The sequence below is a fragment of the Plantactinospora sp. B6F1 genome, assembly GCF_040120695.1.
Classification (GTDB): domain Bacteria; phylum Actinomycetota; class Actinomycetes; order Mycobacteriales; family Micromonosporaceae; genus Plantactinospora.
The window spans coordinates 35686-57778 of record NZ_JBEEAC010000008.1; the positions used below are offsets into that span (position 1 = coordinate 35686).

The 22093-nt window shown below is 72.3% G+C and carries 19 protein-coding genes; 2 read left to right on the forward strand and 17 right to left on the reverse strand.

What is annotated here, in order from left to right:
• Nucleotides 1-94 precede the first annotated feature (94 nt).
• Nucleotides 95-1402: an extracellular solute-binding protein gene (locus ABNF97_RS13320; RefSeq protein WP_130464333.1), complete on the reverse strand. Its 1308-nt coding sequence runs from the start codon at nt 1400-1402 to the stop codon at nt 95-97.
• A 140-nt stretch (nt 1403-1542) separates the two neighbouring features.
• Between ABNF97_RS13320 and ABNF97_RS13325 the strand changes: the two genes are divergently transcribed.
• On the forward strand, nt 1543-2601 hold the full coding sequence (locus ABNF97_RS13325; protein WP_349338713.1) for a LacI family DNA-binding transcriptional regulator: 1059 nt from the start codon (nt 1543-1545) through the stop codon (nt 2599-2601).
• 174 nt (nt 2602-2775) lie between these two features.
• Here ABNF97_RS13325 and ABNF97_RS13330 read toward each other — a convergent pair whose 3' ends face one another.
• The 14 genes from ABNF97_RS13330 to ftsY form a co-directional block, all read right to left on the reverse strand.
• Nucleotides 2776-3420: a DUF402 domain-containing protein gene (locus ABNF97_RS13330; RefSeq protein WP_130464334.1), complete on the reverse strand. Its 645-nt coding sequence runs from the start codon at nt 3418-3420 to the stop codon at nt 2776-2778.
• Nucleotides 3421-3471: 51 nt separating this feature from the next.
• Entirely contained in the window at nt 3472-4878 is a 1407-nt protein-coding gene (gene proS / locus ABNF97_RS13335; RefSeq protein ID WP_349338714.1) for a proline--tRNA ligase, read from the reverse strand.
• 139 nt (nt 4879-5017) lie between these two features.
• Nucleotides 5018-6097, reverse strand: a complete 1080-nt coding sequence (locus tag ABNF97_RS13340) for an amidohydrolase family protein (protein ID WP_349338715.1) — start codon at nt 6095-6097, stop codon at nt 5018-5020.
• A gap of 99 nt (nt 6098-6196) precedes the next feature.
• Complete coding sequence (locus ABNF97_RS13345; RefSeq protein ID WP_349338716.1) at nt 6197-6775, reverse strand: Uma2 family endonuclease; 579 nt, start codon at nt 6773-6775, stop codon at nt 6197-6199.
• Between the two features lie 89 nt (nt 6776-6864).
• Complete coding sequence (gene ffh / locus ABNF97_RS13350; protein WP_130464338.1) at nt 6865-8406, reverse strand: signal recognition particle protein; 1542 nt, start codon at nt 8404-8406, stop codon at nt 6865-6867.
• 197 nt (nt 8407-8603) lie between these two features.
• On the reverse strand, nt 8604-9299 hold the full coding sequence (locus tag ABNF97_RS13355) for a response regulator transcription factor (protein WP_349338717.1): 696 nt from the start codon (nt 9297-9299) through the stop codon (nt 8604-8606).
• Nucleotides 9300-9347: 48 nt separating this feature from the next.
• Nucleotides 9348-10511, reverse strand: coding sequence for a sensor histidine kinase (locus tag ABNF97_RS13360; protein WP_349338718.1), 1164 nt, complete (start codon nt 10509-10511; stop codon nt 9348-9350).
• A gap of 22 nt (nt 10512-10533) precedes the next feature.
• Complete coding sequence (locus tag ABNF97_RS13365) at nt 10534-11355, reverse strand: DUF2705 family protein (protein ID WP_130464339.1); 822 nt, start codon at nt 11353-11355, stop codon at nt 10534-10536.
• Nucleotides 11345-12295, reverse strand: coding sequence for an ABC transporter ATP-binding protein (locus ABNF97_RS13370; RefSeq protein WP_349338719.1), 951 nt, complete (start codon nt 12293-12295; stop codon nt 11345-11347). Before ABNF97_RS13370 ends, ABNF97_RS13365 begins: the two co-directional genes overlap by 11 nt.
• A gap of 179 nt (nt 12296-12474) precedes the next feature.
• Nucleotides 12475-14961 carry a [protein-PII] uridylyltransferase gene (locus ABNF97_RS13375; RefSeq protein ID WP_349338720.1) on the reverse strand — a complete coding sequence of 829 codons (2487 nt, stop codon included), beginning with the start codon at nt 14959-14961 and terminating at the stop codon, nt 12475-12477.
• Nucleotides 14962-14975: 14 nt separating this feature from the next.
• Nucleotides 14976-15314 carry a P-II family nitrogen regulator gene (locus ABNF97_RS13380; protein WP_196205300.1) on the reverse strand — a complete coding sequence of 113 codons (339 nt, stop codon included), beginning with the start codon at nt 15312-15314 and terminating at the stop codon, nt 14976-14978.
• 25 nt (nt 15315-15339) lie between these two features.
• On the reverse strand, nt 15340-16737 hold the full coding sequence (locus tag ABNF97_RS13385; RefSeq protein WP_130464341.1) for an ammonium transporter: 1398 nt from the start codon (nt 16735-16737) through the stop codon (nt 15340-15342).
• 169 nt (nt 16738-16906) lie between these two features.
• Entirely contained in the window at nt 16907-17695 is a 789-nt protein-coding gene (locus tag ABNF97_RS13390) for an aminoglycoside phosphotransferase family protein (RefSeq protein WP_101370291.1), read from the reverse strand.
• An 89-nt stretch (nt 17696-17784) separates the two neighbouring features.
• Complete coding sequence (gene ftsY, locus ABNF97_RS13395) at nt 17785-19011, reverse strand: signal recognition particle-docking protein FtsY (protein WP_130464342.1); 1227 nt, start codon at nt 19009-19011, stop codon at nt 17785-17787.
• Nucleotides 19012-19174: 163 nt separating this feature from the next.
• On the opposite strand from ftsY, the gene ABNF97_RS13400 reads away from it, so the two are divergent.
• Nucleotides 19175-20938, forward strand: coding sequence for an alkaline phosphatase D family protein (locus ABNF97_RS13400; protein WP_349338721.1), 1764 nt, complete (start codon nt 19175-19177; stop codon nt 20936-20938).
• 35 nt (nt 20939-20973) lie between these two features.
• Here ABNF97_RS13400 and ABNF97_RS13405 read toward each other — a convergent pair whose 3' ends face one another.
• Nucleotides 20974-21183, reverse strand: coding sequence for a DUF397 domain-containing protein (locus tag ABNF97_RS13405; protein ID WP_349338722.1), 210 nt, complete (start codon nt 21181-21183; stop codon nt 20974-20976).
• Nucleotides 21183-22052 (reverse strand): Scr1 family TA system antitoxin-like transcriptional regulator, encoded by an 870-nt coding sequence (locus tag ABNF97_RS13410; protein ID WP_130464345.1) that lies wholly within the window; start codon nt 22050-22052, stop codon nt 21183-21185. The genes ABNF97_RS13405 and ABNF97_RS13410 overlap by 1 nt, the downstream gene beginning before the upstream one ends.
• Nucleotides 22053-22093: the final 41 nt, after the last annotated feature.

The following is a 22093-nucleotide window of genomic DNA, read 5'->3' on the forward strand; positions in this document are numbered from 1 at the left end:
GCCCCGCGGGAGGACGCTCGCCTCCGGCCGGGCCGGACACCCGCCGGCGGCGCGGACGCGCCGCCGGCGGGGTTCAGGGTTGAGTTGATGGAGGTCACTTCCGTGCGGCCGCCTTCATTGCCTCGACAACCTTCTCGGGCGAGCCGCTGCCCGCGAAGATGGCGACGATCGCGTCGTTCATCGCGTTGCCGACGGTGCTACCGAAGGCCGTGTCCAACCAGAGCTGCACGTAGGTCGCGCTGGTGGTGGCCTCCAGGATGGACTTGAGGGCGGGGTCAGCGACGCCACCCTCCGCACCCTTGGCGACAGGCAGGCCGGTGCCGGTCTCGGCGTAGCCCTTCTGCACCTCGGGGCTCACGATGTACTTGAGGAACTCGACGCACTCGGCCGGGGCGTTCTTGGCGCAGGCGAACCCGTCACCACCGCCGAGGGCCGCCTTCGGGTCACCGGCGGAACCGGAGATCGCCGGTACGGGGAACCAGCCAAGGAACTTGGCCAGCGCCGCCTTGTCCTCGGCGACGGTCTCCAGGGTGCCCTTGTTCCAGTCGCCCATCAGCTCCATCGCGGCCTTGCCGTTGGCGAGCATGCCGTTGGCGCTGGTCGGGTCGTTCTGGCCCGGGGTGGCGATGAAGTTCGGCTGGAACGGGTTGGTGTCGATGAAGGCCTTCAGGTCCTGGCCGGCCTTGACGAAGCACGGGTCGTCGAAGACGGTTTCGTTGGAGGCCTTCTTCAGGGTGTCGACCGAGCAGGCACGCAGGGCGAAGTTGTACCACCAGTGCGCGGCCGGCCACTTGTCACCGGCGCCGAGGGCGATCGGGACGACGTTGATCGCCTTGAGCTTGGTTACCGCGTCGTTGAGCTCCTCGAACGTGGTCGGAGGGGCGGTGATACCCGCCTTCTCGAACATGTCCTTGTTGTACCAGATGCCCTCGATGCCCATCCGGTACGGCAAACCGTACTGCTTGCCGTCGACCGCCCAGATCTCGGCCGCGCTGCCGATGTTCTCGATCTCGGCCTTGGCCGACTCGGTGATGTCCTTGAGGTAGTCGGCCTCCACCTGCTCACGCATCTCGCCGCCGCCCCACGCCTGGAAGATGTCTGGCGGGTCGGTGGTCAGCAGCGCGGCGGGGAGCCGGGTGCGCTGGAGCTGGTTGGTCTCGATCGCCTCGATCTCGATCGTGACGGTCGGGTGGAGCGCGGAGAAGTCCTTGGCGACCTTCTCCCAGTAAGTCTTGCCAGGCCCGTCCTGCGATGCGTTGTGCCACCAGGTCAGGGTCACCGGGTTCTTGTAGAGCTCTTCCTCAGCGGGCGCCTCGCTCTCGCCGCCGCTACATCCGGCAGCAAGGAGTGCGCTGGTCGTAAGCAGCGCAAGGACGGTGCCCGCGCGGCCTTTCATCGCCATCGAATGTCTCCTCGACTAGTTAGTCGCGGTACTCACCTGAACGGCGAGTTTTACAGCCACGTATCGCGGTGTCAACCGTTGTCGATAACGTTTTCGACTCCCCTGTCGTGGGGCGCTCCCAGCCCTCTATCATCGTCGACGTGGCGTTTCCGCAGCGTGTCAAGATGTCGGACGTGGCCCGTGCGGCCGGCGTCTCCGTCGCGACTGTATCCAAGGTGGTAAATGGCCGTTACGGGGTGGCGCAGGCGACCGTGGAACGCGTCCAGCAGGTCATCCATCAGCTGGGGTACGAGGCCAGCCTAGGCGCGCAGAGCCTGCGCAGTCACCGCACGAACGTACTGGGCATCCTCGTCGCCGAGTTCGAACCGTTCTCGACCGAACTGCTGAAGGGGGCGTCCCGGGAGGTCGCCGGCACGGGCTACCAACTGCTGGCCTACTCCGGCGGGGACGGCAACCGCACCTCCATCGGCTGGGAGCGGCGGTCCCTGGCCCGGCTCTCCGGAACGCTCATCGACGGGGCCGTGATCGTCACGCCGACCGTGGTCGAGACCAACCAGGGTTTCCACGTCGTGGCCGTCGACCCGCACACCGGCCCCTCCGGCCTGCCCACCGTCGACTCCGACAACTTCGCCGGTGCCGTACTCGCGACCAACTACCTGCTCTCGCTCGGTCACCGGCGGATCGGGCACATCAGCGGACGCTCCGACCTCGAGTCGGCCCGCCTGCGCGAGGCCGGGTTCCGCAAGGCGATGGCCGACGCCGACGTCCCGGTGGACGAGCGGCTGGTGCGGGTCGGCGGGTTCCGGATTGACAGCGCCGCCGGCACCGCCGCCGAGCTGCTCGCACTCCCCGACCGGCCGACCGCGGTCTTCGCCGGAAACGACCTCTCCGCGATCTCCACCCTCGACGTCGCCCGGAGCATGGGTCTGCGGGTACCCGACGACCTCTCAGTGATCGGCTTCGACAACGTACCGGAGTCGGCGCTGGTCAACCCGCCGTTGACTACGATCATGCAACCGTTACAGCGGATGGGCGCGGAGGCGCTGCGCCTGCTCATCGACCTGATCGGTGGCGTCGAGCGCGACACGCACATCCGGCTACCCACCGAGCTGGTCATCCGGGCGTCGTGTCGCCCCTACACCGCCGCCCACCAGCCCAACCTGCCACGCCCCCTCACCGCGACGCCGACGGCCGGCTGAACCCGCGCCACGCCGACGGCCGGCTGCACCCACGCGACGCCGACGGCCGGCTGCACCCACGCGACGCCGACGGCCGGCTGAGTTCACCGCGCCGGCCTGGCACGCCGCGCGATCCGGGGCGACCGGCCCGCGCCGACCCGCCCGCGCCGCCGCTCGGGCCAGCGCTCGGACGGTTCACCGCACCGGTGGGCGGTCCCAGCCGGGCGGCAGCTGCGGCGGGGTCCAGGCCGGGTCGGGAACGAAGTCGCACCAGGTGCCGTCGAACGGGAACCGGGCCGACTCGGCAATCTTGATCACCCGCTCCCCCTCGGCCCGTACCGCCGCCGCATCCGGCACCCAGTAGTGCTCCGGGACGGCGAGCCGCTCGGCGAACTCCTCCTCGTCCTTCCACTCCCAGGTGTGGTCCGGCCAGACCACCACGTCGAGATCCTGGTCCACCATGTCGACCCCGGCCAGGTCGCCGTCGTCCCAGCGGACGCCGTGCTCCTCCAGGTTGACGTACCAGTTGGCGAACCCGTCCGCCGCGTCCCGGAAGAACCAGACCGAGTGCGCCGCACCGGCCGGCAGGAACTTCAGCACCGGTGGTCCGGCCCAGGTGCTGACCCCCAGCCGGTACGTCGAGGCCACCCACTCGGTGAACGGCATCGCCCGCATGCCACGGCCGTCCGCGGTGACCTCGCTGGCCACCTGGGTGCCCCGGGCGATCCAGAGCAGCAGGCCGCGGTCGTCGTCGCTGACCACCCGGGCCGGCCGGACCCACCCGAGCCGGCCCCGCCGCACGTTGCGGTGCACGATGACGCGGCCCGGCGAGAAGCGCATCGGGGCGCAGTGGGGCGACGAGGGCAAGGGCATCCGGTCGGGTCCGGCGGGTCAGTAGGAGCGGGCCAGGATGGCGGTCAGCTCCGGCTCGTCCTCCGAGTCCGGCACCGAACCGTCGGCCCGGCGCAGGCAGCGCACGGTCACCCCCTGGGCGTTCGCCGTCCCCTCCCCCTCGGCACCGACCGCGGACCACGGCACCCGGGCCCAGCCGGTGGCGGACGCCTCGATCGCGTCGGCCAGCGACTCCACCGAGACGGTGTGTGCCTCGCGCCGGGCCAGCGCCTCGTCGTAGAGCGCCTGCTGGTCGGCGGCGAGCGCGGCGAGCACCCCGGAGACCACGTCCGCCACCGGGACCGGAGTCTTGGCGCCGCTGGTCCGGCGGACCAGCACCGCGTTGCCGGCGGCCAGGTCGCGGGGACCGAGCTCGACGCGTACCGGATAGCCCTTCAGCTCGGCGTCGACGGCCCGGCGGCCGAACGGGGTGTCGACCCGGTCGTCGAGGGCGACCCGGACCCCGGCGTCACGCAGCGCGTCGCAGAGCTTGGCGGCGGCCTCGACGACCCCCTCGCCCGCCTTAACCACCATCACGTACGCCTGCACCGGCGCCAGCCTCGGCGGCACCCGCAGCCCGTTGTCGTCGCCGTGGCACATGATCAGGCCACCGAGCATCCGGGTCGAGCTGCCCCAGGAGGTGGTCCAGGCGTGCTCGACGCTGCGCTCGGCCGAGGTGTAGGTGATGTCGAAGGCGCGGGCGAAGTTCTGCCCCAGCTCGTGCGAGGTGCCCATCTGGAGCGCCTTGCCGTCGCCCATCATGCCTTCGAGGGTGTAGGTGTGGGTGGCACCGGCGAACCGCTCCCGGGCGGTCTTCAGCCCGACCAGCACCGGGATGCCGAGCACCCCGACCATGAAGTCCTCGTAGACCTCGTGCAGGATCTTCCGGGCGTACGCCCGCGCGTCGGCCTCGTCGGCGTGCGCGGTGTGCCCCTCCTGCCAGAGAAACTCGCTGGTCCGCAGGAAGACCCGGGGGCGCAGCTCCCAGCGCACCACGTTGGCCCACTGGTTGAGCAGCAGCGGGAGGTCACGGTAGGAGTCGATCCACTTCGCCATGAACTCGCCGATCACGGTCTCGCTGGTCGGCCGGACCACGACCGGCTCGGCGAGCTGCTTGCCGCCACCGTGGGTGACCACCGCCAACTCCGGCGAGAAGCCCTCGACGTGCTGCGCCTCCCGGCGCAGGTAGCTTTCCGGGATGAAGAGCGGGAAGTACGCGTTCTCCGCGCCGGCCAGCTTGATCCGGGCGTCCATCTCGGCCTGCATGCGCTCCCAGATGGCGTAGCCGGCCGGTCGGATGACCATCGTCCCCCGCACCGGGCCGTTGTCGGCGAGCTGCGCCTTGGCGATCAGGTCCTGGTACCAGCGGGGAAAGTCCTCCGCACGGGGAGTGAGCACGCGTGCCATGAGGGCACATCCTATGCGCCGACGCCGGAGCCGCCGCGCCCGGCCCGGGTGAAAGAAAGGGCCCCGCGTTGTCGTTTTCTGTCGTAGCAGGGCCCCCGCCTAATGGCACATTCGCCGGGCGCGGCCCGCACGGGCCGGATCAGCGCACCACCCGGCCGCGCAGCACGATGTGCTGCGGTGCGCGCACCACCCGCAGGTCGGTCCGGGGGTCGGTGGGATACACCACCAGGTCGGCGAGGCCGCCCTCGACCAGGCCCGGGAAGCCGAGCCAGTCCCGGGCCCGCCAGGAGGCGGCGGCGAGCACGTCGATCGCGGACATCCCGGCCCGCTCGTGCAGCAGCAGCATCTCCTCGGCGGCCAGCCCGTGGTCGATCCCGCCGCCCGCGTCCGTGCCGACGTAGATCGGCACCCCTGCCTCGTACGCCGCACCGACCACCGCCGGGAAGTTGTCCCGGAGCGCGAGCATGTGCGTGGCGTACCCGGGGAACTTCACGGCGGCCCGCTCGGCGATCCCGCCGAAGGTGTCGATGTTGATCATCGTCGGCACCAGCGCGGTGCCGCGCCGGGCCATCTCGTCGACGAGGTCCAGGCTGATGCCGGTACCGTGTTCGACCGAGTCGACCCCGGCCCGGACCATCACCTCGACCGCGGCCTCGGAGAAGGTGTGCACCGCCGCCCGGGCGCCGGCCGCATGCGCGGCGGCCACCGCGGCGACCACGGTCTCCGGCTCCCAGGAGGGCGCCAGGTCGCCGACGTTGCGGTCGATCCAGTCGCCGACCAGCTTGACCCAGCCGTTGCCGGCCCGGGCCTGCTCGGTCACCGCCGCCGGAACGTCGACTGGCTCGACCTCGACCGCGATGCCCCGCAGATACCGCTTCGGCGGCGCGACGTGCCGCCCGGCGCGGGCCAGTCGCGGCAGGTCCGGCTCGTCCTCCAGCTCCGGGTAGGGAAACGGCGAGCCGGCGTCCCGGATCGCCAGCACTCCGGCGTCCCGGTCGATCCGGGCCAGCTCCCGGGCCTGGTCGAGAGAGGTGATCGGCACCGAACCCGGGGCGATGCCCGGGTGGCAGTGCGCGTCGACCAGACCGGGCAGCACGAACCCGCGATCGGCCACCGTCACCGCCCCGGGCACCGGGGTGAAGGTGACCCGGTCACCGACCAGCCACAGGTCGCGGACCTCGTCGTCCGGGAGCACGACCCCTCGCACGTGCAGCGCCATGCGCACATTCCTACCCGATCGGGGTCGACCCACCCGCCGCACCCCCGGCCCGGCCCGGTGCGGATCACGTCCCGGCGACCGGCCCCACCCGGCCGAGCCCTACGACTCGGCGCGGCCGCGCAGCCCGGCCCAGCGGGTGGTCAGGGCCGGCAGGTCGACGGTCACCTTCCAGGGGCGCTCGGTGTTGAAGACGTCGTCGGTGTGCACCGCCGGCTCGTATTCACCGGTCGGGCCGAGCACGAACTCGGTGAGCGTCATCCGCTCGTGCAGCGGGTCGACCACCCAGTAGGTCGGCACCCCGGCATGGCCGTAGACCCGCGCCTTGTCGTACATGTCTCGGAAGGTGGAGTCGGGGGAGATCACCTCGACCGCGAGGATGGCGTCCCGCACCGGGACCGGGCTGCGGGTGACGTGTTCGGGGCGCAGCGCCACCACGTCGGGTCGGGGTTCGTTGCGCCGGTCGACCCGCATCGACAGGTCGATGCTGACCACGTACTCCGGCGGGCAGTTCGCCTCAAGTGCGAGCAGGATACGAACACAGAGGTCCTGGTGCAGATGGGTGGGGGACGGCACGATCAACCTTCCGTTGATCAGTTCGTACGGAAGGTCCTTCGGCAGCTCGCCGAGGTCGTCAACCGTCCACTCCTGCCGCTCCGGCAGCATCGGCGCCGCGGTCATGACCACTCCTTCCCGGTGACGCCGTCACCTTATGCGATCAGGCTATCGCCCGCCGTCCCCGACGACGGACATACTGTCCGTCCCCGCGGTCACTTCTCCTTCGGACGCTTGCCGAGCTTGTTGAAGTCGATCTTCGGCGGCTTGAAGCCGGGCGGCAGGCCCTGGCCGCCCTGGAGCGCGGTCGGGTCCAGCCCCGGCGGCAACTGTGGCATGCCGCCCGGGAAGCCGCCGACCGGACCGCCGGCCCGGGGCCGGCCGCCGCCCTTGGTGCCCTTGCGCTTGTTCTTCGGCGACTTGGTCGCCTTGCGCCGGCCGCCGGGCAGCCCCATCATGCCGCCCATCTGCTTCATCATCTTCTGCGCCTCGGAGAAGCGGTTGAGCAGCTGGTTCACGTCCATCACGGTGACGCCGGAGCCGTTCGCGATCCGGGCCCGACGCGAGCCGTTGATGATCTTCGGGTTGGTCCGCTCGCCGGGCGTCATCGATCGGATGATCGCGGTGACCTTGTCGAAATGCCTGTCGTCGACCTCGGCCAACTGGTCCTTCATCTGCCCCATCCCGGGCATCATGGCCAGGACGTTGGCGATCGGGCCCATCCGGCGTACCGCGATGAGCTGGTCGAGGAAGTCCTCCAGGGTGAACTGCTCGCCGCCCATCAGCTTGGCGGTCATCTTCTCTTTCTGATCGGCATCGAAGGCCTGCTCGGCCTGCTCGATCAGCGTGAGCACGTCTCCCATGCCGAGGATCCGGCTGGCCATCCGGTCCGGGTGGAAGACGTCGAAGTCGGTGAGCTTCTCGCCGGTGGAGGCGAAGAGGATCGGCTGGCCGGTGACCTGCCGTACGGAGAGCGCGGCACCACCGCGTGCGTCACCGTCGAGCTTGGAGAGGACCACGCCGGTGATCCCGACGCCGTCCCGGAACGCCTCGGCGGTGCGTACCGCGTCCTGACCGACCATCGCATCGATCACGAAGACGATTTCGTCCGGGTCGACCGCGTCCCGGATCGCGGCGGCCTGCGCCATCATCTCGGCGTCGATACCGAGCCGGCCGGCGGTGTCGACGATGACGATGTCCCGGGCGGCCCGCCGGGCGTGCTCGATCGACGCCTTGGCGACCTGGACCGGGTCGCCGACCCCGTTGCCGGGCTCCGGCGCGAAGACCTCGACCCCGGCCCTGCCGCCGAGCACCTGCAACTGGTTGACCGCGTTCGGCCGCTGGAGGTCGGCGGCGACCAGCAGCGGCTGGTGCCCCTGCCCCTTCAGCCAGCCGGCCAGCTTGCCGGCCAGGGTGGTCTTACCCGAACCCTGCAGGCCGGCGAGCATGATCACGGTCGGCGGCTGTTTGGCGAACTGCAACCGGCGGTTCTCGCCGCCGAGCACGGCGACGAGTTCCTCGTGCACGATCTTGATTACCTGCTGGGCCGGGTTGAGCGCCTGGGACACCTCGGCGCCCCGGGCCCGCTCCTTCACGCTGCCGATGAAGGACTTGACCACCGGCAGGGCAACGTCGGCCTCCAGCAGCGCCAGTCGGATCTCCCGGGCGGTGGCGTCGATGTCGGCGTCGGTGAGGCGACCCTTGCCACGCAGCTTGGTGAAGATCCCGGACAGGCGGTCACTCAAAGTGTCAAACACGGCGCAGCATCCCGTTTGTCGTATTTACCCGAGCATGGCGTGACCGCGACACGGGTGCCCGGCCACCGCAAGGGTAGCGGCCCACGTCCCCCGCCGCCTCCGCCCCGCCCCAGCCGGGGCCGGCCCGCCCCGGCCTCGGCGAGCCCGAAGCGCCGCCGCCCCTCGCCCGCCCCGGTCATTCTTCCGGCACCGCCCGGTCAGGGCTGGACCAGGCCGGACTGGTAGGCGTACACCACCAGCTGGGCCCGGTCCCGGGCGCCCAACTTGACCATCGCCCGGCTGACGTGGGTACGTGCCGTCGCCGGGCTGACCAGCAACCGGCTGCCGATCTCGTCGTTGCTCAGCCCCTCGCCGACCAGCCCTACGACCTGCCGTTCCCGCTCGGTCAGGGTGTCCAGCCGGGGGTGCGGCCGGAGCACCCGGGACGGCCGGGTGGCGAACTCCCGGACCACCCGCCGGGTCACCGACGGGGAGAGCAGCGCCTCGCCGCCGGCCACCAGCCGGATCGCCCGGAGCAGCTCGGCCGGCCTGGTGTCCTTGGTGAGAAAGCCGCTGGCGCCGTGCCGGAGCGCCTCGAAGACGTACGAGTCGAGTTCGAAGGTGGTCAGCACCACCACCCGGGTACCGGCCAGCTCCGGGTCGGCGACGATTCGCCGGGTCGCCTCGATGCCGTCGATCCCCGGCATCCGGACGTCCATCAGCACCACGTCCGGGCGCTCCCGCCGGGCCACCGCCAGCGCGTCCAGCCCGTCGGCCGCCTCACCGACCAGCCGCAGGTCGGCCTCGCTCTCCACCAGGGCGCGCAACCCCAGCCGCACCAGGTCCTGGTCGTCCGCGATCAGCACCCCGATCGGTTCGCTGCGCCCGGCCATCCCGCTCTGCTCATCGGTCATCGCCGCTCCCCCTCATCCGGCCCGCCGCCCTCGTCCGGCCCGCCGCCCTCATCCGGCCTGCCCGGACGGGAGCCAGGCGAAGACCCGGAACCCGCCGCCGGGACGCGGCCCGACCTCCAGGACACCGCCGAGCGCGTCGACCCGCTCGCGCATCCCGGTCAACCCGTGGCCGTCCCCCGGCGCGGCCGCCCCCGCCCCGCCGTGCCCGGTGTCGAGCACCTCGACCGTCACCCCGTCCGGCAGGTAGCCGATCCGGACCGTCGCCGTGGCGGCGCCAGCGTGCCGCAACACGTTGGTCAACGACTCCTGCACCACCCGGTACGCGGCCAGGTCGACCACCACCGGCAGCGCCCGGCGCTCCCCGGTCACCTCCAGGGTGACCGCCAGCCCGGTCTGGCGCAGCCGGGCGGCCAGCGCCGCCACCTGGTCCAGCCCGGGCACCGGGGCGCGCTCGACGGCGGCGTCCCGGCGGACGATCGAGAGGGTGACCCGCAGCTCGTCCAGCGCCTGCCGGCTGGTCCGGCTGATCGCGGTCAGCGCCGTCTCGGCCTGCTCCGGACGCTTCGCCAGCAGGTGCAGGGCGATCTCGGCCTGCATGTTGATCGCCGCGAGTCCGTGCCCGACCACGTCGTGTACCTCCTGGGCGATCCGCAGCCGCTCGTCGTCGGCCAGCCTGCGGGCCTGGGCGATCCGGTCCCGGGCAGCGGCCTCCCGGTTGTTGCGCACTGTGACCCCGACCGCGAACGGCACGACGACCCACGCCGACCCGGGCAGCAGGCCGGGCAGCCCCACCGGCTCGTGCAGGGACACGAAGACGTGCACCAGCAGCGCCGCCAGGGCCGCGGCGCAGCCGAGCACCGCCCGACGGATCGGCAGGTGACGGGCGACCGTGTACACCGCGACGAAGAACGAGACCAGGATCGGCCCGTACGGGTAGTTGGCCACCAGGTACGCCGAGGTCGCCACGGTGGACAGCGCGAGCGTGACCAGCGGCCACCGCCGCCGCACGGACAGCGCCAGCGCCGCCACCGCGATCAGGATGAACGCCGGAGCGTCCGGCCAGGTGGCACCCGGGTAGTTGTCCGCCGCTGCGATCGTCCCGAAATAGCCGAAGACCAGCAGACCCAACGCGAGTGCGACGTCGGCGGAGAGGCTGCGCGGCCCGTCCACCGGTCGCGGCCCGCCGTCCGTGTCCCGACCCCGGATCATCATCTTCCCAGAGGGTCCCACATGCTCAGAGGATGTCGCGGCGGCCCAGCAGGACGCCGGCCAGCAGGATGAACCCGAGCAGGTATCCGGCGAGCGTGACTGATGCCTGGCCAGCGCCGACGACCGCGCCGATCCCGGGCGTGTCGGCGGTGGCGCCCAACGCCGCCGCCAACGATCCCGCGTTCGGGCCGGGCAGTCCCTTCTGCATCTCCGCCACCCAGTCCAGGATCGGCGCGGCGACGGCGGCCAGCAGGTTCTGCACGGCGAGCAGCCAGACCAGGCCGAGACCGATCGGCAGGGCCACCCCGCGCAGCAGCACCGCCAGCAGCACACCGAACCCGGCCCAGACCATGCCGATCAGCCAGCCAGCGCCGATCCCCACACCGAGGTCACCGAGGGTGGGCCAGTGCAGCGGCTGCGACTCGGTGACCGCGATCAGCGCACTGGACACCGCGCCGACCGCGAAGAGCACCAGCACAAGCACCAGCGTGGCAGCGGCCAGCACGAGCAGTTTGCCCAGGTACACCGCCAGCCGCGACGGTCCGGAGGTGAGCAGGGTCTTCCAGGTGCCCCAGGCGTACTCGCCGCCGACGGTCAACACCGCCAGAATCAGGCAGATCGCGCCGAGAAAGACCGGCAGGCCGCTGATCGAGTTGCCGACCAGCCGCTCCGGCAGCATCTGGTCGAGCGTCCGGTCGCTGAGCACACCACCGGAGCCGTCGAGGTAGGCGGCGTACGGCGCCAGGTAGGTGAAGACGACGCTGAGCACCACCGCGACGGCGAGCAGCAGCCAGGTCCCCGGTCGACGGACCATCTTGACCGATTCCGCCGCAAAGCTAGGCCACATGCGTCATCCCCGCCTCGGTGAGTTCGAAGAACACCTGCTCCAGGTCCCGCTCCAGCGGGCGCAGTTCGCGTACCGCGACTCCGGCGCCGACCAGCTCGGCGTTGAGCCACGCCGCCCGGTCCGGCTCGACCGCGAGGTCCAGCCCACCGTCGACCTCCCGGACCCGCTCCGGCCCGAGCAGCGCCCGGCTCCGCTCGGCGGCGGCGGCGAGCGGATCCGCGACGATCCGCAGACCGGTCGCGCCGCGCAACTCGGCGACGCCGCTCTCGGCGACCAGCCGGCCGCCGGAGATCACCCCGACCCGATCGCAGATCTGCTGCACCTCGCCGAGCAGATGACTGGAGAGCAGTACGGTGCAGCCTCCGGCCGCCAGGCGACGGATCAGCGCCCGCATGTCGACCATCCCGGCCGGGTCGAGCCCGTTGGTCGGCTCGTCCAGGATCAGCAGCCGGGGATCTTTCAACAGGGCGGCGGCCACACCGAGCCGCTGCTTCATCCCGAGCGAGTAGCCGACGTACCGGTCACCGGCCCGGTCGGCCAGGCCGACCATCTCCAGTACGGTACGAATCCGCCCGGGTGGGTTGCCGGCGTACCGGGCCAGCACCCGGAGGTTCTCCCTACCCGACAGGTACGGATAGAACGTCGGTCCCTCGATCAGCGCCCCGACCCGGGCCAGTTGGCCGGGTGCGCTGGGTGGGCGGCCGAACAGCCGGACGGTGCCGGCGGTGGGCCGGACGAGGCCGAGCAGCATCCGCAGCGTACTGGTCTTGCCGGCACCGTTCGGGCCGAGGAACCCGTACACCTCACCACTGCGTACGGTGAGGTCGAGTGCGTCGACGGCGGTGAGCCGGCCGTACCGCTTGGTGAGGCCGCGGGCCTCGACCGGGTGCGGCTGCCCGGCACCCGGTCCGCCGGCCGGGCTGGATGGATGTTCCGTCATACCCCTGACGATCCCGCGTCGGGCCCTCGCCGCCATCCGCCCGCGAGCGGCGCCCCGACTACGTCCGCTGACGTAGTCGCATCGGCCGGCACCGCACGTGCTGAGCACGCTCGGGCTGCCAGCCAGGGCCGTTCCTCGACGGCTACCGGGGCGACCTCGACGCCGCCACCGGTAGGCAGCTACCCGGCGGCGGCCAGCACGGCGGCCTCGACCCGTTTCCGCTCGGCCTCGTCCGGCCAGCTTCCGACCAGGTAGAAGGCGTCGACGACGTCACCGCCGAGGGTGGAGATCCGGGCCGCCCGCACCTGGGCGCCGGCCTCGTCCAGGGCGCTGGTGACCCGGTAGAGCAGCCCGCCCGCGTCGGCGGCCCGCAGCTCCAGCACCACCGCGTCGGTGGCGGCGGCCCGGTGCCAGACCACCCGGGGTGGCGAGCCGCCGCCCCGGGCAGCCAGCGCGCGTCCGCGCAGCCGCTGGGTCACCGAGACGTCGCCGGCAACCGCCCGGCGCAGGTCCGCGGCGAGCGCCACCGGGTCCGCCGGAGTGCCGTAGCGGGGCTGGACCAGGAACTCGACCAGGGCGGTCTCCTCGACCATGCTGGCGTCGGCGGCGAGCACCTCCAGCCGGTGCAGCGCAAGACAGCCGGCCACCGCGGCGAGCAGTCCCCGCCGGTCCGCCGCGGCCACCGCCACCCGGTCCCCCTCCAGGTGTACGGCCGGCAGCGGCCCCGCCACCAACGCCGGGTCCGGGGTCGGCGGCTCGGGAAGCCGGCCGCTGTCGAGTCGGGTGTGCACCCGGCGGACCAGTTCGCCGACCAGCCGGGCCTTCCAGTCCGACCAGGCGGCCGGCCCCGTCGCCACCGCGTCGGCCCGGGCCAGCGCGTGCAGCAGGCTCAGTGTGCCGGTGTCCCGCACCGCCTCGGCCACCCCCGCGATGGTGACCGGGTCGGCAAGGTCCCGTCGGGTCGCCACCTCGGGCAGCAGCAGGTGCAGCCGGACCAGCTTCTCGATCAGGGCGACCTCGGCCGGTGGCAGTCCGACCCGGGCCGCGATCCGGGCCGCGATCGGCGCCCCGACGACACTGTGGTCACCTCCGAGACCCTTCCCGACGTCGTGCAGGAGGGCGGCGAGCAGCAGCAGGTCCGGCCGGTCGACCTCGCGGGCGTACCCGGTCGCCTCGGCGGCGGCCTGCACCAGGTGCCGGTCGAGCGTGTAGCGGTGCACCGGGTTGTGCTGCGGCAGGCTGCGCATCCGGGGCCACTCCGGCAGCCAGCCGTCGACCAGCCCGTACCGGTCACAGGTCTCCCACGTCCCGACCAGCCCGGGACCGGCACCGAGCAGGGTGATCAGTGCGGTCCGGGCCGCCGGTGGCCAGGGTGTCGGCAGCGGCGGGCAGTACGCGGCGAGCCACTCGCAGGTGGCCCGGGCGATCGGCAGCCCGGCGCTGGCCGCGGCGGCGGCGACCCGCAGCGACAGGCTCGGGTCGGGGCGGGCCCCGATGGCGGTCCGGGCGAGTACCAGTTCGCCGTCCTGCTCGACCACGTCCCGGGCGACCGGGCGGCGCCGCGGCCGGCCGTCGGCGCCCCGGCGTCGCCCCGAGCGGAGCCGGTCGGCGGCCCGCCAGGCGTCGTCCAGGGCGTGGCTGATGGTCCGGGCGTCCCCGGCGACCTGGCGCAGCAGTGCGTCGCCCAGCTCGGCGACGCCGTCGGCGGGCCCGGGGGTGCCGCCGGCGGACCCGGCGATGCCGTCGGCCGGCTCGACACCGTCCGGGGGAAGCTGTCGGGGGGCGGGGGCGAGGGTGCCGCGGCGGGGCGGGCGCAGCCCGAGCAGGCCGGCCACGGCGGCCCGCTCCTGGGCGAGCAACCGGTCGACGCGGCGGCCGACCGAGGTGTGCAGGGCGTCCCGGGTGTCCAGCATCCGCAGGTGCGCGGCCCGGACCGCCGGGCGGAGCGTGTCGCTGATCCCGGCGAAGGCGATGGCCCGGAGCAGCGCCACGTCCCGCAGGCCGCCGGCCGCCTCCTTCAGGTCGCCCTCCAGCAGGAAGGCCAGCTCGCCGTGGGCCTGCCAGCGGGCCGCGGTGACCTCGCGCAGCGCCGGCAGCACGCGTACGGCGGTCCGCCGCCACTGGTCGGCGGCGGCGCCGATCAGCCGGGCGGAGAGGTCCCGGTCTCCGGCGACGTGCCGGGCGTCCAGCAGGCCGAGCGCGACCTTGACGTCGTCGCGTGCGACGGAGAGCGCCTCGGTGACCGTCCGCACCGAGTGGTCCAGGCCGAGTCGGGCGTCCCAGACCGGGTACCAGATCGCGGCGGCCAGCTCGTCCACGCCGGGCGTCCCGGAGTGCAGCAGGACCAGGTCCAGGTCGCCGTGCGGCGCGCACTGCCGCCGGCCGAGCCCACCGACGGCGACCAGGGAGATCCCCTCGGCCGAGGTCGGGCCGGCGCCGCCCCGCCGTCCGGCGGTCGCCCCCTGCGGGTGCTCGCTCGTCGGGTCCGCACCGGTGCGTTCGGGCCGCGCCCGTCCGGCGCGGCGCAGCCCGGCCGCGAGCAGTCCGGTGAGCCACCCGTCCAGCGCCGCCGCCCGCCGGTCGCGGGCGGCGGCGCCGATGCCGGGGACGACCAGGGGTCCCGGCGCGACCCGACCGGCGGTCGGCGGCGCGGATCCCCCGGTCATCGTCGGCGATCTCCCTAGAGCGCGTCGAGGCCGCGCTCACCGGTACGGACCCGGATGACGTCCTCGACCCCGGTCACCCAGACCTTCCCGTCACCGATCTTGCCGGTACGGGCGGCGGTGACCACCGCGTCGACCACCTTGTCGACGTCGATCTCGTCGGTCAGCACCTCGACCCTGATCTTCGGCAGGAACTCGACCGTGTACTCGGCACCCCGGTACACCTCGGTGTGACCCTTCTGCCGTCCGTACCCCTGGACCTCGCTGACGGTCAGGCCGGCCACGCCCAGGGCGTGCAGCGCCTCCTTGACCGCGTCCAGCTGGTACGGCTTGATGACCGCAGTCACCAGCTTCATGTCCAACCCCTCCATCGCAGAAACGTTAGCCGGCGACCTTCTCGCTGACCGGGGCGGCGGGCTCGGCCGCCGGGGTGCTGCTGTTCGGCGTGCCGATTCCGGCCATGGCGAACGCACCGCCGCCGCTGCCGGAGGCCGTGGAGAGGTCGTACCCGCTCTCCGCGTGCTCCGCGAGGTCGATGCTGTCGATCTCGGCCTCCTCGGAGACCCGGAAGCCGATGGTCTTCTGGATCACGAAGGCCAGCAGCCAGGCGATGCCGAAGGACCAGACGGTGACGATCAGGCCGGCCAGGGCCTGCCGGCCGAGCTGCGTCGCCCCGCCGCCGTAGAAGAGGCCGTCGGAGGCGCCCACCGCGTCGGTGATCGCGCTGTTGACGCCGTTGGTGGCGAAGAGGCCGAGCCAGAGCGAGCCGATCCAGCCGCCGACGAAGTGCACGCCGACCACGTCGAGGGAGTCGTCGTAGCCGAGCCGGTACTTCAGGGCGACCGCGAGCGCGCAGACCGCACCGGCGACCAGGCCGAGGAGCACCGCCGCCCAGGGGGCGATGAACCCGCAGGCCGGGGTGATCGCGACCAGGCCGGCGATCGCGCCGGAGGAGGCGCCGACCAGGGTCGGCCTGCCACCCTTGATCCACTCGACGACGATCCAGCCGAGTACGGCGGCGGCGGTGGCGAGCTGGGTGTTGATGAAGGCCAGGCCGGCGACGGAGTCGACGGTCAGCTCCGAACCGGCGTTGAAGCCGAACCAACCGAACCAGAGCAGCCCGGCGCCGAGGGCCACCAGCGGGATGTTGTGCGGCTTCATGACCTCCCGGGGCCAGCCGAGCCGCCTGCCGAGTACCAGCGCCACGCCGAGCGCGGCGGCGCCGGCGTTGATGTGCACCGCGGTGCCACCGGCGAAGTCGAGGGCGTGGATGTCACCGCCGATGATGCCGCCGCCCCACACCCAGTGCGCCACCGGGAAGTAGACCAGGGTCGCCCAGCCGAAGGCGAAGAGCAGCCAGCCGGCGAACCTGGCCCGGTCGGAGATGGCGCCGCTGATCAGCGCGACGGTGATCACCGCGAAGACCATCTGGAACGCCATGAAGACGTAGAGCGGGACGCCGATGCCGCTGGGGTTCTCGGCGGTCGCGCCCCACAGGTCCGTCTCGGCCAGGAACGTCCTGGTGCCGAGGTACTGCGCCGGGTCGCCCCAGAACCCGTTCACGTCCGTGCCGAACGCCACGCTGAAACCGTAGAACCACCACAGAACAGAGATGAGCCCGATCGCGGAGAAGCTCATCATCATCATGTTGAGCACGCCCTTGGACCGGTTCAGGCCGCCGTAGAACAGCGCCAGACCGGGCGTCATGAGCAGCACGAGCGCAGTCGACACCAGCAGCCACACGGTGTTGCCGGTGTCGATCGTCGGTGCTTCAGGCACGCTGGCCTCCTAAAGTTTGGTTACCCTCCCTCCCGGCCCACGAAAGGCGGCATCGCCCGTACGCCGGTTGCGCGGAAGCTTCCTGGCCGGAGGTTTCACGCGTGGTGCCCGCCCGGTTTCCGAGCCGTCACGGGTTGTTTCCAACGTGTGAAGAAGTTCTCACCACGGGCTACCGGAGCGCGTACTCCAGGGTGTGCCGTTCGTAGTCGAGCAGCCGCAGGTCACGCATCGGGCGGCGAAGGTGGCCCTTGTGCACGATTCGGACGAACGCCGGATCGCCGGCCGCGGCCATCCGGCGGATCCCCTCGACGTGGTCCACGATGCGCTTCCGGATGGTGCGCACCAGCCGGTGCCGGTCCCGGGGAATCAGCCCGTACGCGTCGGCGAAGAGCCGCAGCCGGCGCGGGCGGTTGGGCCGCTGCCAGCCGAGGGTGTAGGAGTCCCGGTCGGAGAAGAGCGGCACCCAGGTCCAGGCGGCGTACGCCACGTCGTAGATCCGGGCGCCGGGTGAGGCGAGGTCGAAGTCGATCAGCGCCAGGGTGCCGTCCGGCCGCCAGATCACGTTGTGCGGGGCGGCGTCGTGGTGGCAGATCACCTCGGTGTCCGGCGGCGGTGGCCCGAACGACCGCCAGACCGCGTTCGGCGGCGGCTGGAAACCATATTGCGCGTCGTGGAACATCCGCAGCATGGTGGCGACGGTGACCAGCGCCTCGTCGGTGACCCAGTGCGGGGCGAGCGGATACTCCCCGCACTCCCCCTCCAGATACGACAGCACCTCGCGGTTGCGCGAGTCCATCCCGAGCGCCCGGGGCGAACCGGTGAATCCGACGTATTCCAGGTGCCGGAGCAGGGCGTGCACCGAAGGGGTCCACGGGCCGGCGTTGCGCCGGACCGTGTCGCCCACCCGCACGACGGTGCTGACGTTCCCGCCATGCAGCGGGATCTCCTGCGAAGTCACGTACGTCTCTCCTGAAGGAGCGGCGCTGGAACAGCGTCACCAGGCCCGCGCCCGGGAACGGGGCGGGGTTTGCGATCAGTCCCCCGAGATTACGCGTCCACGCCAAGCGGCTCGGTGCCGAGGAGCGCGTCGACGAACTGCGCCGGATCGAAGGGCGCCAGGTCGTCCGGCCCCTCTCCCAGCCCCACCAGCTTCACCGGAATGCCGAGTTTGCGCTGTACGGCGATCACGATGCCGCCCTTGGCGGTGCCGTCGAGCTTGGTCAACACCACCCCGGTGACGTCCACCACCTCGGTGAAGACCCGGGCCTGCTCCAGGCCGTTCTGTCCGGTGGTGGCGTCCAGCACCAGCAGCGTCTCGTCCACCGGGCCGTGCCGGGAGACCACCCGCTTGATCTTGCCCAGCTCGTCCATCAGGCCGACCTTGTTCTGCAGCCGGCCGGCGGTGTCGATCAGCACGGTGTCGACGGAGACCTCGATGCCCCGCTGCACCGCGTCGAAGGCGACGCTGGCCGGGTCCGCCCCCTCCGGACCCCGGACCACCTCGGCGCCGACCCGGCCGGCCCAGGTGGTGAGCTGCTCGGCGGCGGCGGCCCGGAACGTGTCGGCCGCACCGAGCAGCACCGTACGGCCGTCGGCGATCAGCACCCGGGCCACCTTGCCGCAGGTGGTGGTCTTGCCGGCGCCGTTCACCCCGACCACCAGCAGCACCGCCGGGGTGTCGCCGTCCCGGGTCGCCCGCAGCGACCGGTCCAGCGTCGGGTCCAGTACCCCCACCAGCTCGTCGGCGAGCAGCGCCCGCAGCTCGGTCGCGGTACGGGTGCCGAGCACCGCCGTCCGCTCCCGCAGCCGGTCGACGATCTCCCGGGTCGCCTCGACCCCGACGTCCGCGCCGATCAGGCTGTCCTCGATCTCCTCCCAGACCTCCTCGTCGAGGTGGTCCCGGGCGAGCAGGCTGAGCAGGCCCTTGCCGAAGACGTTCTGCGACCGGGAGAGCCGGGCCCGTAACCGGACCAGCCGCCCGGCGGTCGGCTCCGGCCGCTCCACCACCACCGGCGCCTCGACCTCGGTGGGCGCCGGTGGCACCTCGACCTCGGTCGGGGCCGGTGGCGCCTCGGCGGGCGGGGTCAGCACGTCCGTCGGCGGTGCCGCCGTGGGGGTGGGTGGCACCGGTGGTACCGGCGGCGCGGGCGGGATCGGCGGCAGCGGCGGGGCGGCCCGACCACCCCTGCGGGTCACCACCAGACCGATCGCCAGGCCCACCAGGAGGAGCACCAGCACGCCGGCCACGACCAGCATGACGACGAGGTTGTCCATATGGGCGATCCTGTCAGACGTCGGGCGGCTTGGCGCGGCCGCCGCACCTGTGCCGGGGTGTTACAGCCGAGTAGGCTCGCCGCGAAAACCCCGGTACGCACCGCAGGCACCCGGGTAGGAGGATTCCGTCCGCCATCCCCTCACCTCGCTCGGAGGTCGTCGCATGCCCACCGCCCGGCTCCTGATCGGCCCGGTCCTGCGCCGGGTGGTCGGCACCTCCGCCACCGTCTGGGTGGAGACCAGCGGCCCGGCCCTGGTCCGGGTCGAGACCCCGGACGGCGCGGCCGGCGAGGCGGCCACCTTCACCGCCTTCGACCACCACTACGCGCTGGTCGTGGTGACCGGGCTTGCCGCGGGCACCGCCGCGCCCTACCGGGTCTTCCTGGACGGCGAGCAGGTCTGGCCGGAGCCCGGGACCAGGTTCCCGCCGAGCGTGATCCGGACCCGTCCGGCCGGCGACCTCGGGGCCCGGCTGGTCTTCGGCTCCTGCCGGGAGACCACCCAGCACGCCACCGCGCGGAGGCTGCCGCCGGACGCGCTCGACGCGTACTCCCGGCGGTTGTTGGCGTCGGTCGGCGGCGGTGGGGCGGGCGGGCCCGGCGGGGCCGCGGACGCCGCCGACGGCTGGCCGGACCTGCTCGTGCTCCTCGGGGACCAGGTCTACGCCGACGAGACCTCTCCGACGGTACGCAAGCTGCTGCGCCGCCGCCGCGGCCGGAGTGCCGACGCCCCGGTCGACCAGGTGGTCAGCTTCGACGAGTACACCAAGCTGTACCTGGAGTCGTGGCGGGATCCGGAGATCCGCTGGCTCCTCTCCACCGTGCCGAGCGTGATGATCTTCGACGACCACGAGATCATCGACGACTGGAACACCTCGACCCCGTGGCGCACCGAGACGCACCGCCAGCCCTGGTGGTCGGAGCGGATCTCCAGCGGGCTCGCGTCGTACTGGGTCTACCAGCACCTGGGCAACCTCGAACCGGACGAGATCGCCACCGACCCGGTCTACGCCAAGGTCGTCGCCGCCGAGGACGCCACGTCGGTACTGCGCGAGTTCGGCGCGCGGGTCGACGCCGAGGCGACCGGCTTCGACGCCGCGCTGGGCCGGGGCGAGTCACCGGCCCAGGCCGCCGTCCCCGGCCGCTACCAGTGGAGCTACTCGCTCGACATCGGCCGTACCCGCCTGGTGGTGCTGGACAACCGGTGCAGCCGGGTGCTCGACCCGACACACCGGGCGATGCTGCCGCCGACCGAGTGGGCCTGGTTCACCGACCAGGTGCACGGCGAGTACGACCACCTGGTGGTCGGTTCGTCACTGCCCTGGCTGCTGCCGCCCGGCATCCACCACCTGGAGTCCTGGAACGAGCGGCTGGCCGACTCCGGACGGCCCCGGGTGGCGGCGTTCGCCGAACGGCTGCGCCGGGCGTTCGACCTGGAACACTGGGCGGCGTTCCGTCGGTCGTTCGACGCGCTCGCCCAGGTCTTCGTCCGGCTCGGCAGCGGATCGACCGGGCAGCCGGGCGACCGGGTGGGTACCGGACCGGCGTACCCGCCACCGGCGTCGATCAGCGTGCTCTCCGGCGACGTGCACCACTCGTACGTGGCCCGGGCCCGGTTCCCTGGCGAGGCGGTCACCACCCCGGTGCACCAGTTGACCTGCTCGCCGATCCACAACCAGATCCCCGGGCCGATGCGACCGCTGCTCCGGCTCGGCTGGTGGCGCGGCCCGTCGGTGGCGGCCCGGGCGCTGGCCCGGACGGCAGGGGTCAAGCGGCCGCCGGTGCGCTGGCGCAAGCTGGACGGCCCGTACTTCGGCAACGCCGTCAGCACGCTCCGGCACGAGGGCCGCACCGCCGAGGTGACCATCGAGGGCACCGTGCGGGACGGGACCCTGCACACGATCGCCCGGCGTACCCTCACCGGCTGACCGCCGTAGCCGCCAGCCGACGAGGGCTGGTCCGGTCAGAAGTCGAACTCGCCGTCCTTCGCACCCGCCAGGAAGGCGTCCCACTCCGCTCGGGTGTAGACGATCACCGCACCATCCGGCGCCTTACTGTGCCGCACCGCCACCCGACCGCTCCCGTCGGCCAACGGCCCCGCCTCGACACAGTTGCCGCCGGCACCGCTGCTGCGGCTGCTGATGTGCCACTTCACGCCGGTCAGGTCGTCCATCAGATCTCCTCCGCGATCGCCGTCATCAGCTCTGTCGACTCACTCGGTGTGAGTGCGGTCTCTCGTAGCCGATCGTACGCTTGGACGAAGCGGGTTGATCTGGGCCATTCCAGGAAGAGCCGGCCGCCGAGGTGTTCCACATAGGCCACTGGTGGGAACGGCTTGACCAGCTCGAAAAGCTGGAACGGGCCATACGCTCCCGCCCCACCGCCAAGAGCGAGCGGCAGCACTCGCAACTCGATGTGCCGCTGTCGGCCCAACTGGACCAGATGGTCGAGTTGCCCCCGCATCACCTGGTCGCCGCCGATCCGGGCCCTGAGCACCGCCTCGGTGAGAATGCACGTCAACCGGGTCGGCTTGACGCCGGTCAACACACCCTGCCGAGCCAGTCGCATCGCGACCCACCGATCAATCCGCTCGGCGCTCGGCTGGTCACGCTCCACCTCACGGAGAATCGCACCAGCGTAGCCCGGGGTCTGGAGCAGGCCAGGCACGTAGGTTGCGTCAAACGTCCGGATGGCCTCGGCGTGCTCCTCCAGCCAGGGGAGGTCGACGAAGGACTTGTCGTAGATCGCGTCCTCGAATTCGGTCTCCCACTCGTGGCGGCGGCCGACCTCCTCGCTGAGCCGGATGAAGTGATCCCGGACCTCCTTGTCGACCACGCCGTAGAAGTCGAGCAGCAGCCGCACGTCAGGGCGCGGGAACGGCCACTCGGCCCGTTCGAACCGGCCGAGCGCCGACCGGTCCCGGTTGAGATAGCTGGCCGCCTCCTCCAGGGACAGTCCGATCTCCTCGCGCAATGCGCGCAACTGCTGGCCGAGGAGTTGGCCGCGCAGTGTCGAGACCTTGCTCGGGTGCGATGAGTGCATTGGTTGTCTCCTGTCGACGGGCGCCCGGGAACCGTTGCTCC

Coding starts and splice junctions, on each gene's coding strand:
- ABNF97_RS13320 (WP_130464333.1), bottom strand. CDS start 1,402: ATGGCGATGAAAGGCCGCGCGGGCACCGTCCTTGCGCTGCTTACGACC.
- ABNF97_RS13330 (WP_130464334.1), bottom strand. CDS start 3,420: ATGCGCTTCTCGCCGGGCCGCGTCATCGTGCACCGCAACGTGCGGCGG.
- proS (WP_349338714.1), bottom strand. CDS start 4,878: ATGGCACGCGTGCTCACTCCCCGTGCGGAGGACTTTCCCCGCTGGTAC.
- ABNF97_RS13340 (WP_349338715.1), bottom strand. CDS start 6,097: ATGGCGCTGCACGTGCGAGGGGTCGTGCTCCCGGACGACGAGGTCCGC.
- ABNF97_RS13345 (WP_349338716.1), bottom strand. CDS start 6,775: ATGACCGCGGCGCCGATGCTGCCGGAGCGGCAGGAGTGGACGGTTGAC.
- ABNF97_RS13355 (WP_349338717.1), bottom strand. CDS start 9,299: ATGACCGATGAGCAGAGCGGGATGGCCGGGCGCAGCGAACCGATCGGG.
- ABNF97_RS13360 (WP_349338718.1), bottom strand. CDS start 10,511: ATGATGATCCGGGGTCGGGACACGGACGGCGGGCCGCGACCGGTGGAC.
- ABNF97_RS13365 (WP_130464339.1), bottom strand. CDS start 11,355: ATGTGGCCTAGCTTTGCGGCGGAATCGGTCAAGATGGTCCGTCGACCG.
- ABNF97_RS13370 (WP_349338719.1), bottom strand. CDS start 12,295: ATGACGGAACATCCATCCAGCCCGGCCGGCGGACCGGGTGCCGGGCAG.
- ABNF97_RS13375 (WP_349338720.1), bottom strand. CDS start 14,961: ATGACCGGGGGATCCGCGCCGCCGACCGCCGGTCGGGTCGCGCCGGGA.
- ABNF97_RS13380 (WP_196205300.1), bottom strand. CDS start 15,314: ATGAAGCTGGTGACTGCGGTCATCAAGCCGTACCAGCTGGACGCGGTC.
- ftsY (WP_130464342.1), bottom strand. CDS start 19,011: ATGGACAACCTCGTCGTCATGCTGGTCGTGGCCGGCGTGCTGGTGCTC.
- ABNF97_RS13400 (WP_349338721.1), top strand. CDS start 19,175: ATGCCCACCGCCCGGCTCCTGATCGGCCCGGTCCTGCGCCGGGTGGTC.
- ABNF97_RS13405 (WP_349338722.1), bottom strand. CDS start 21,183: ATGGACGACCTGACCGGCGTGAAGTGGCACATCAGCAGCCGCAGCAGC.
- ABNF97_RS13410 (WP_130464345.1), bottom strand. CDS start 22,052: ATGCACTCATCGCACCCGAGCAAGGTCTCGACACTGCGCGGCCAACTC.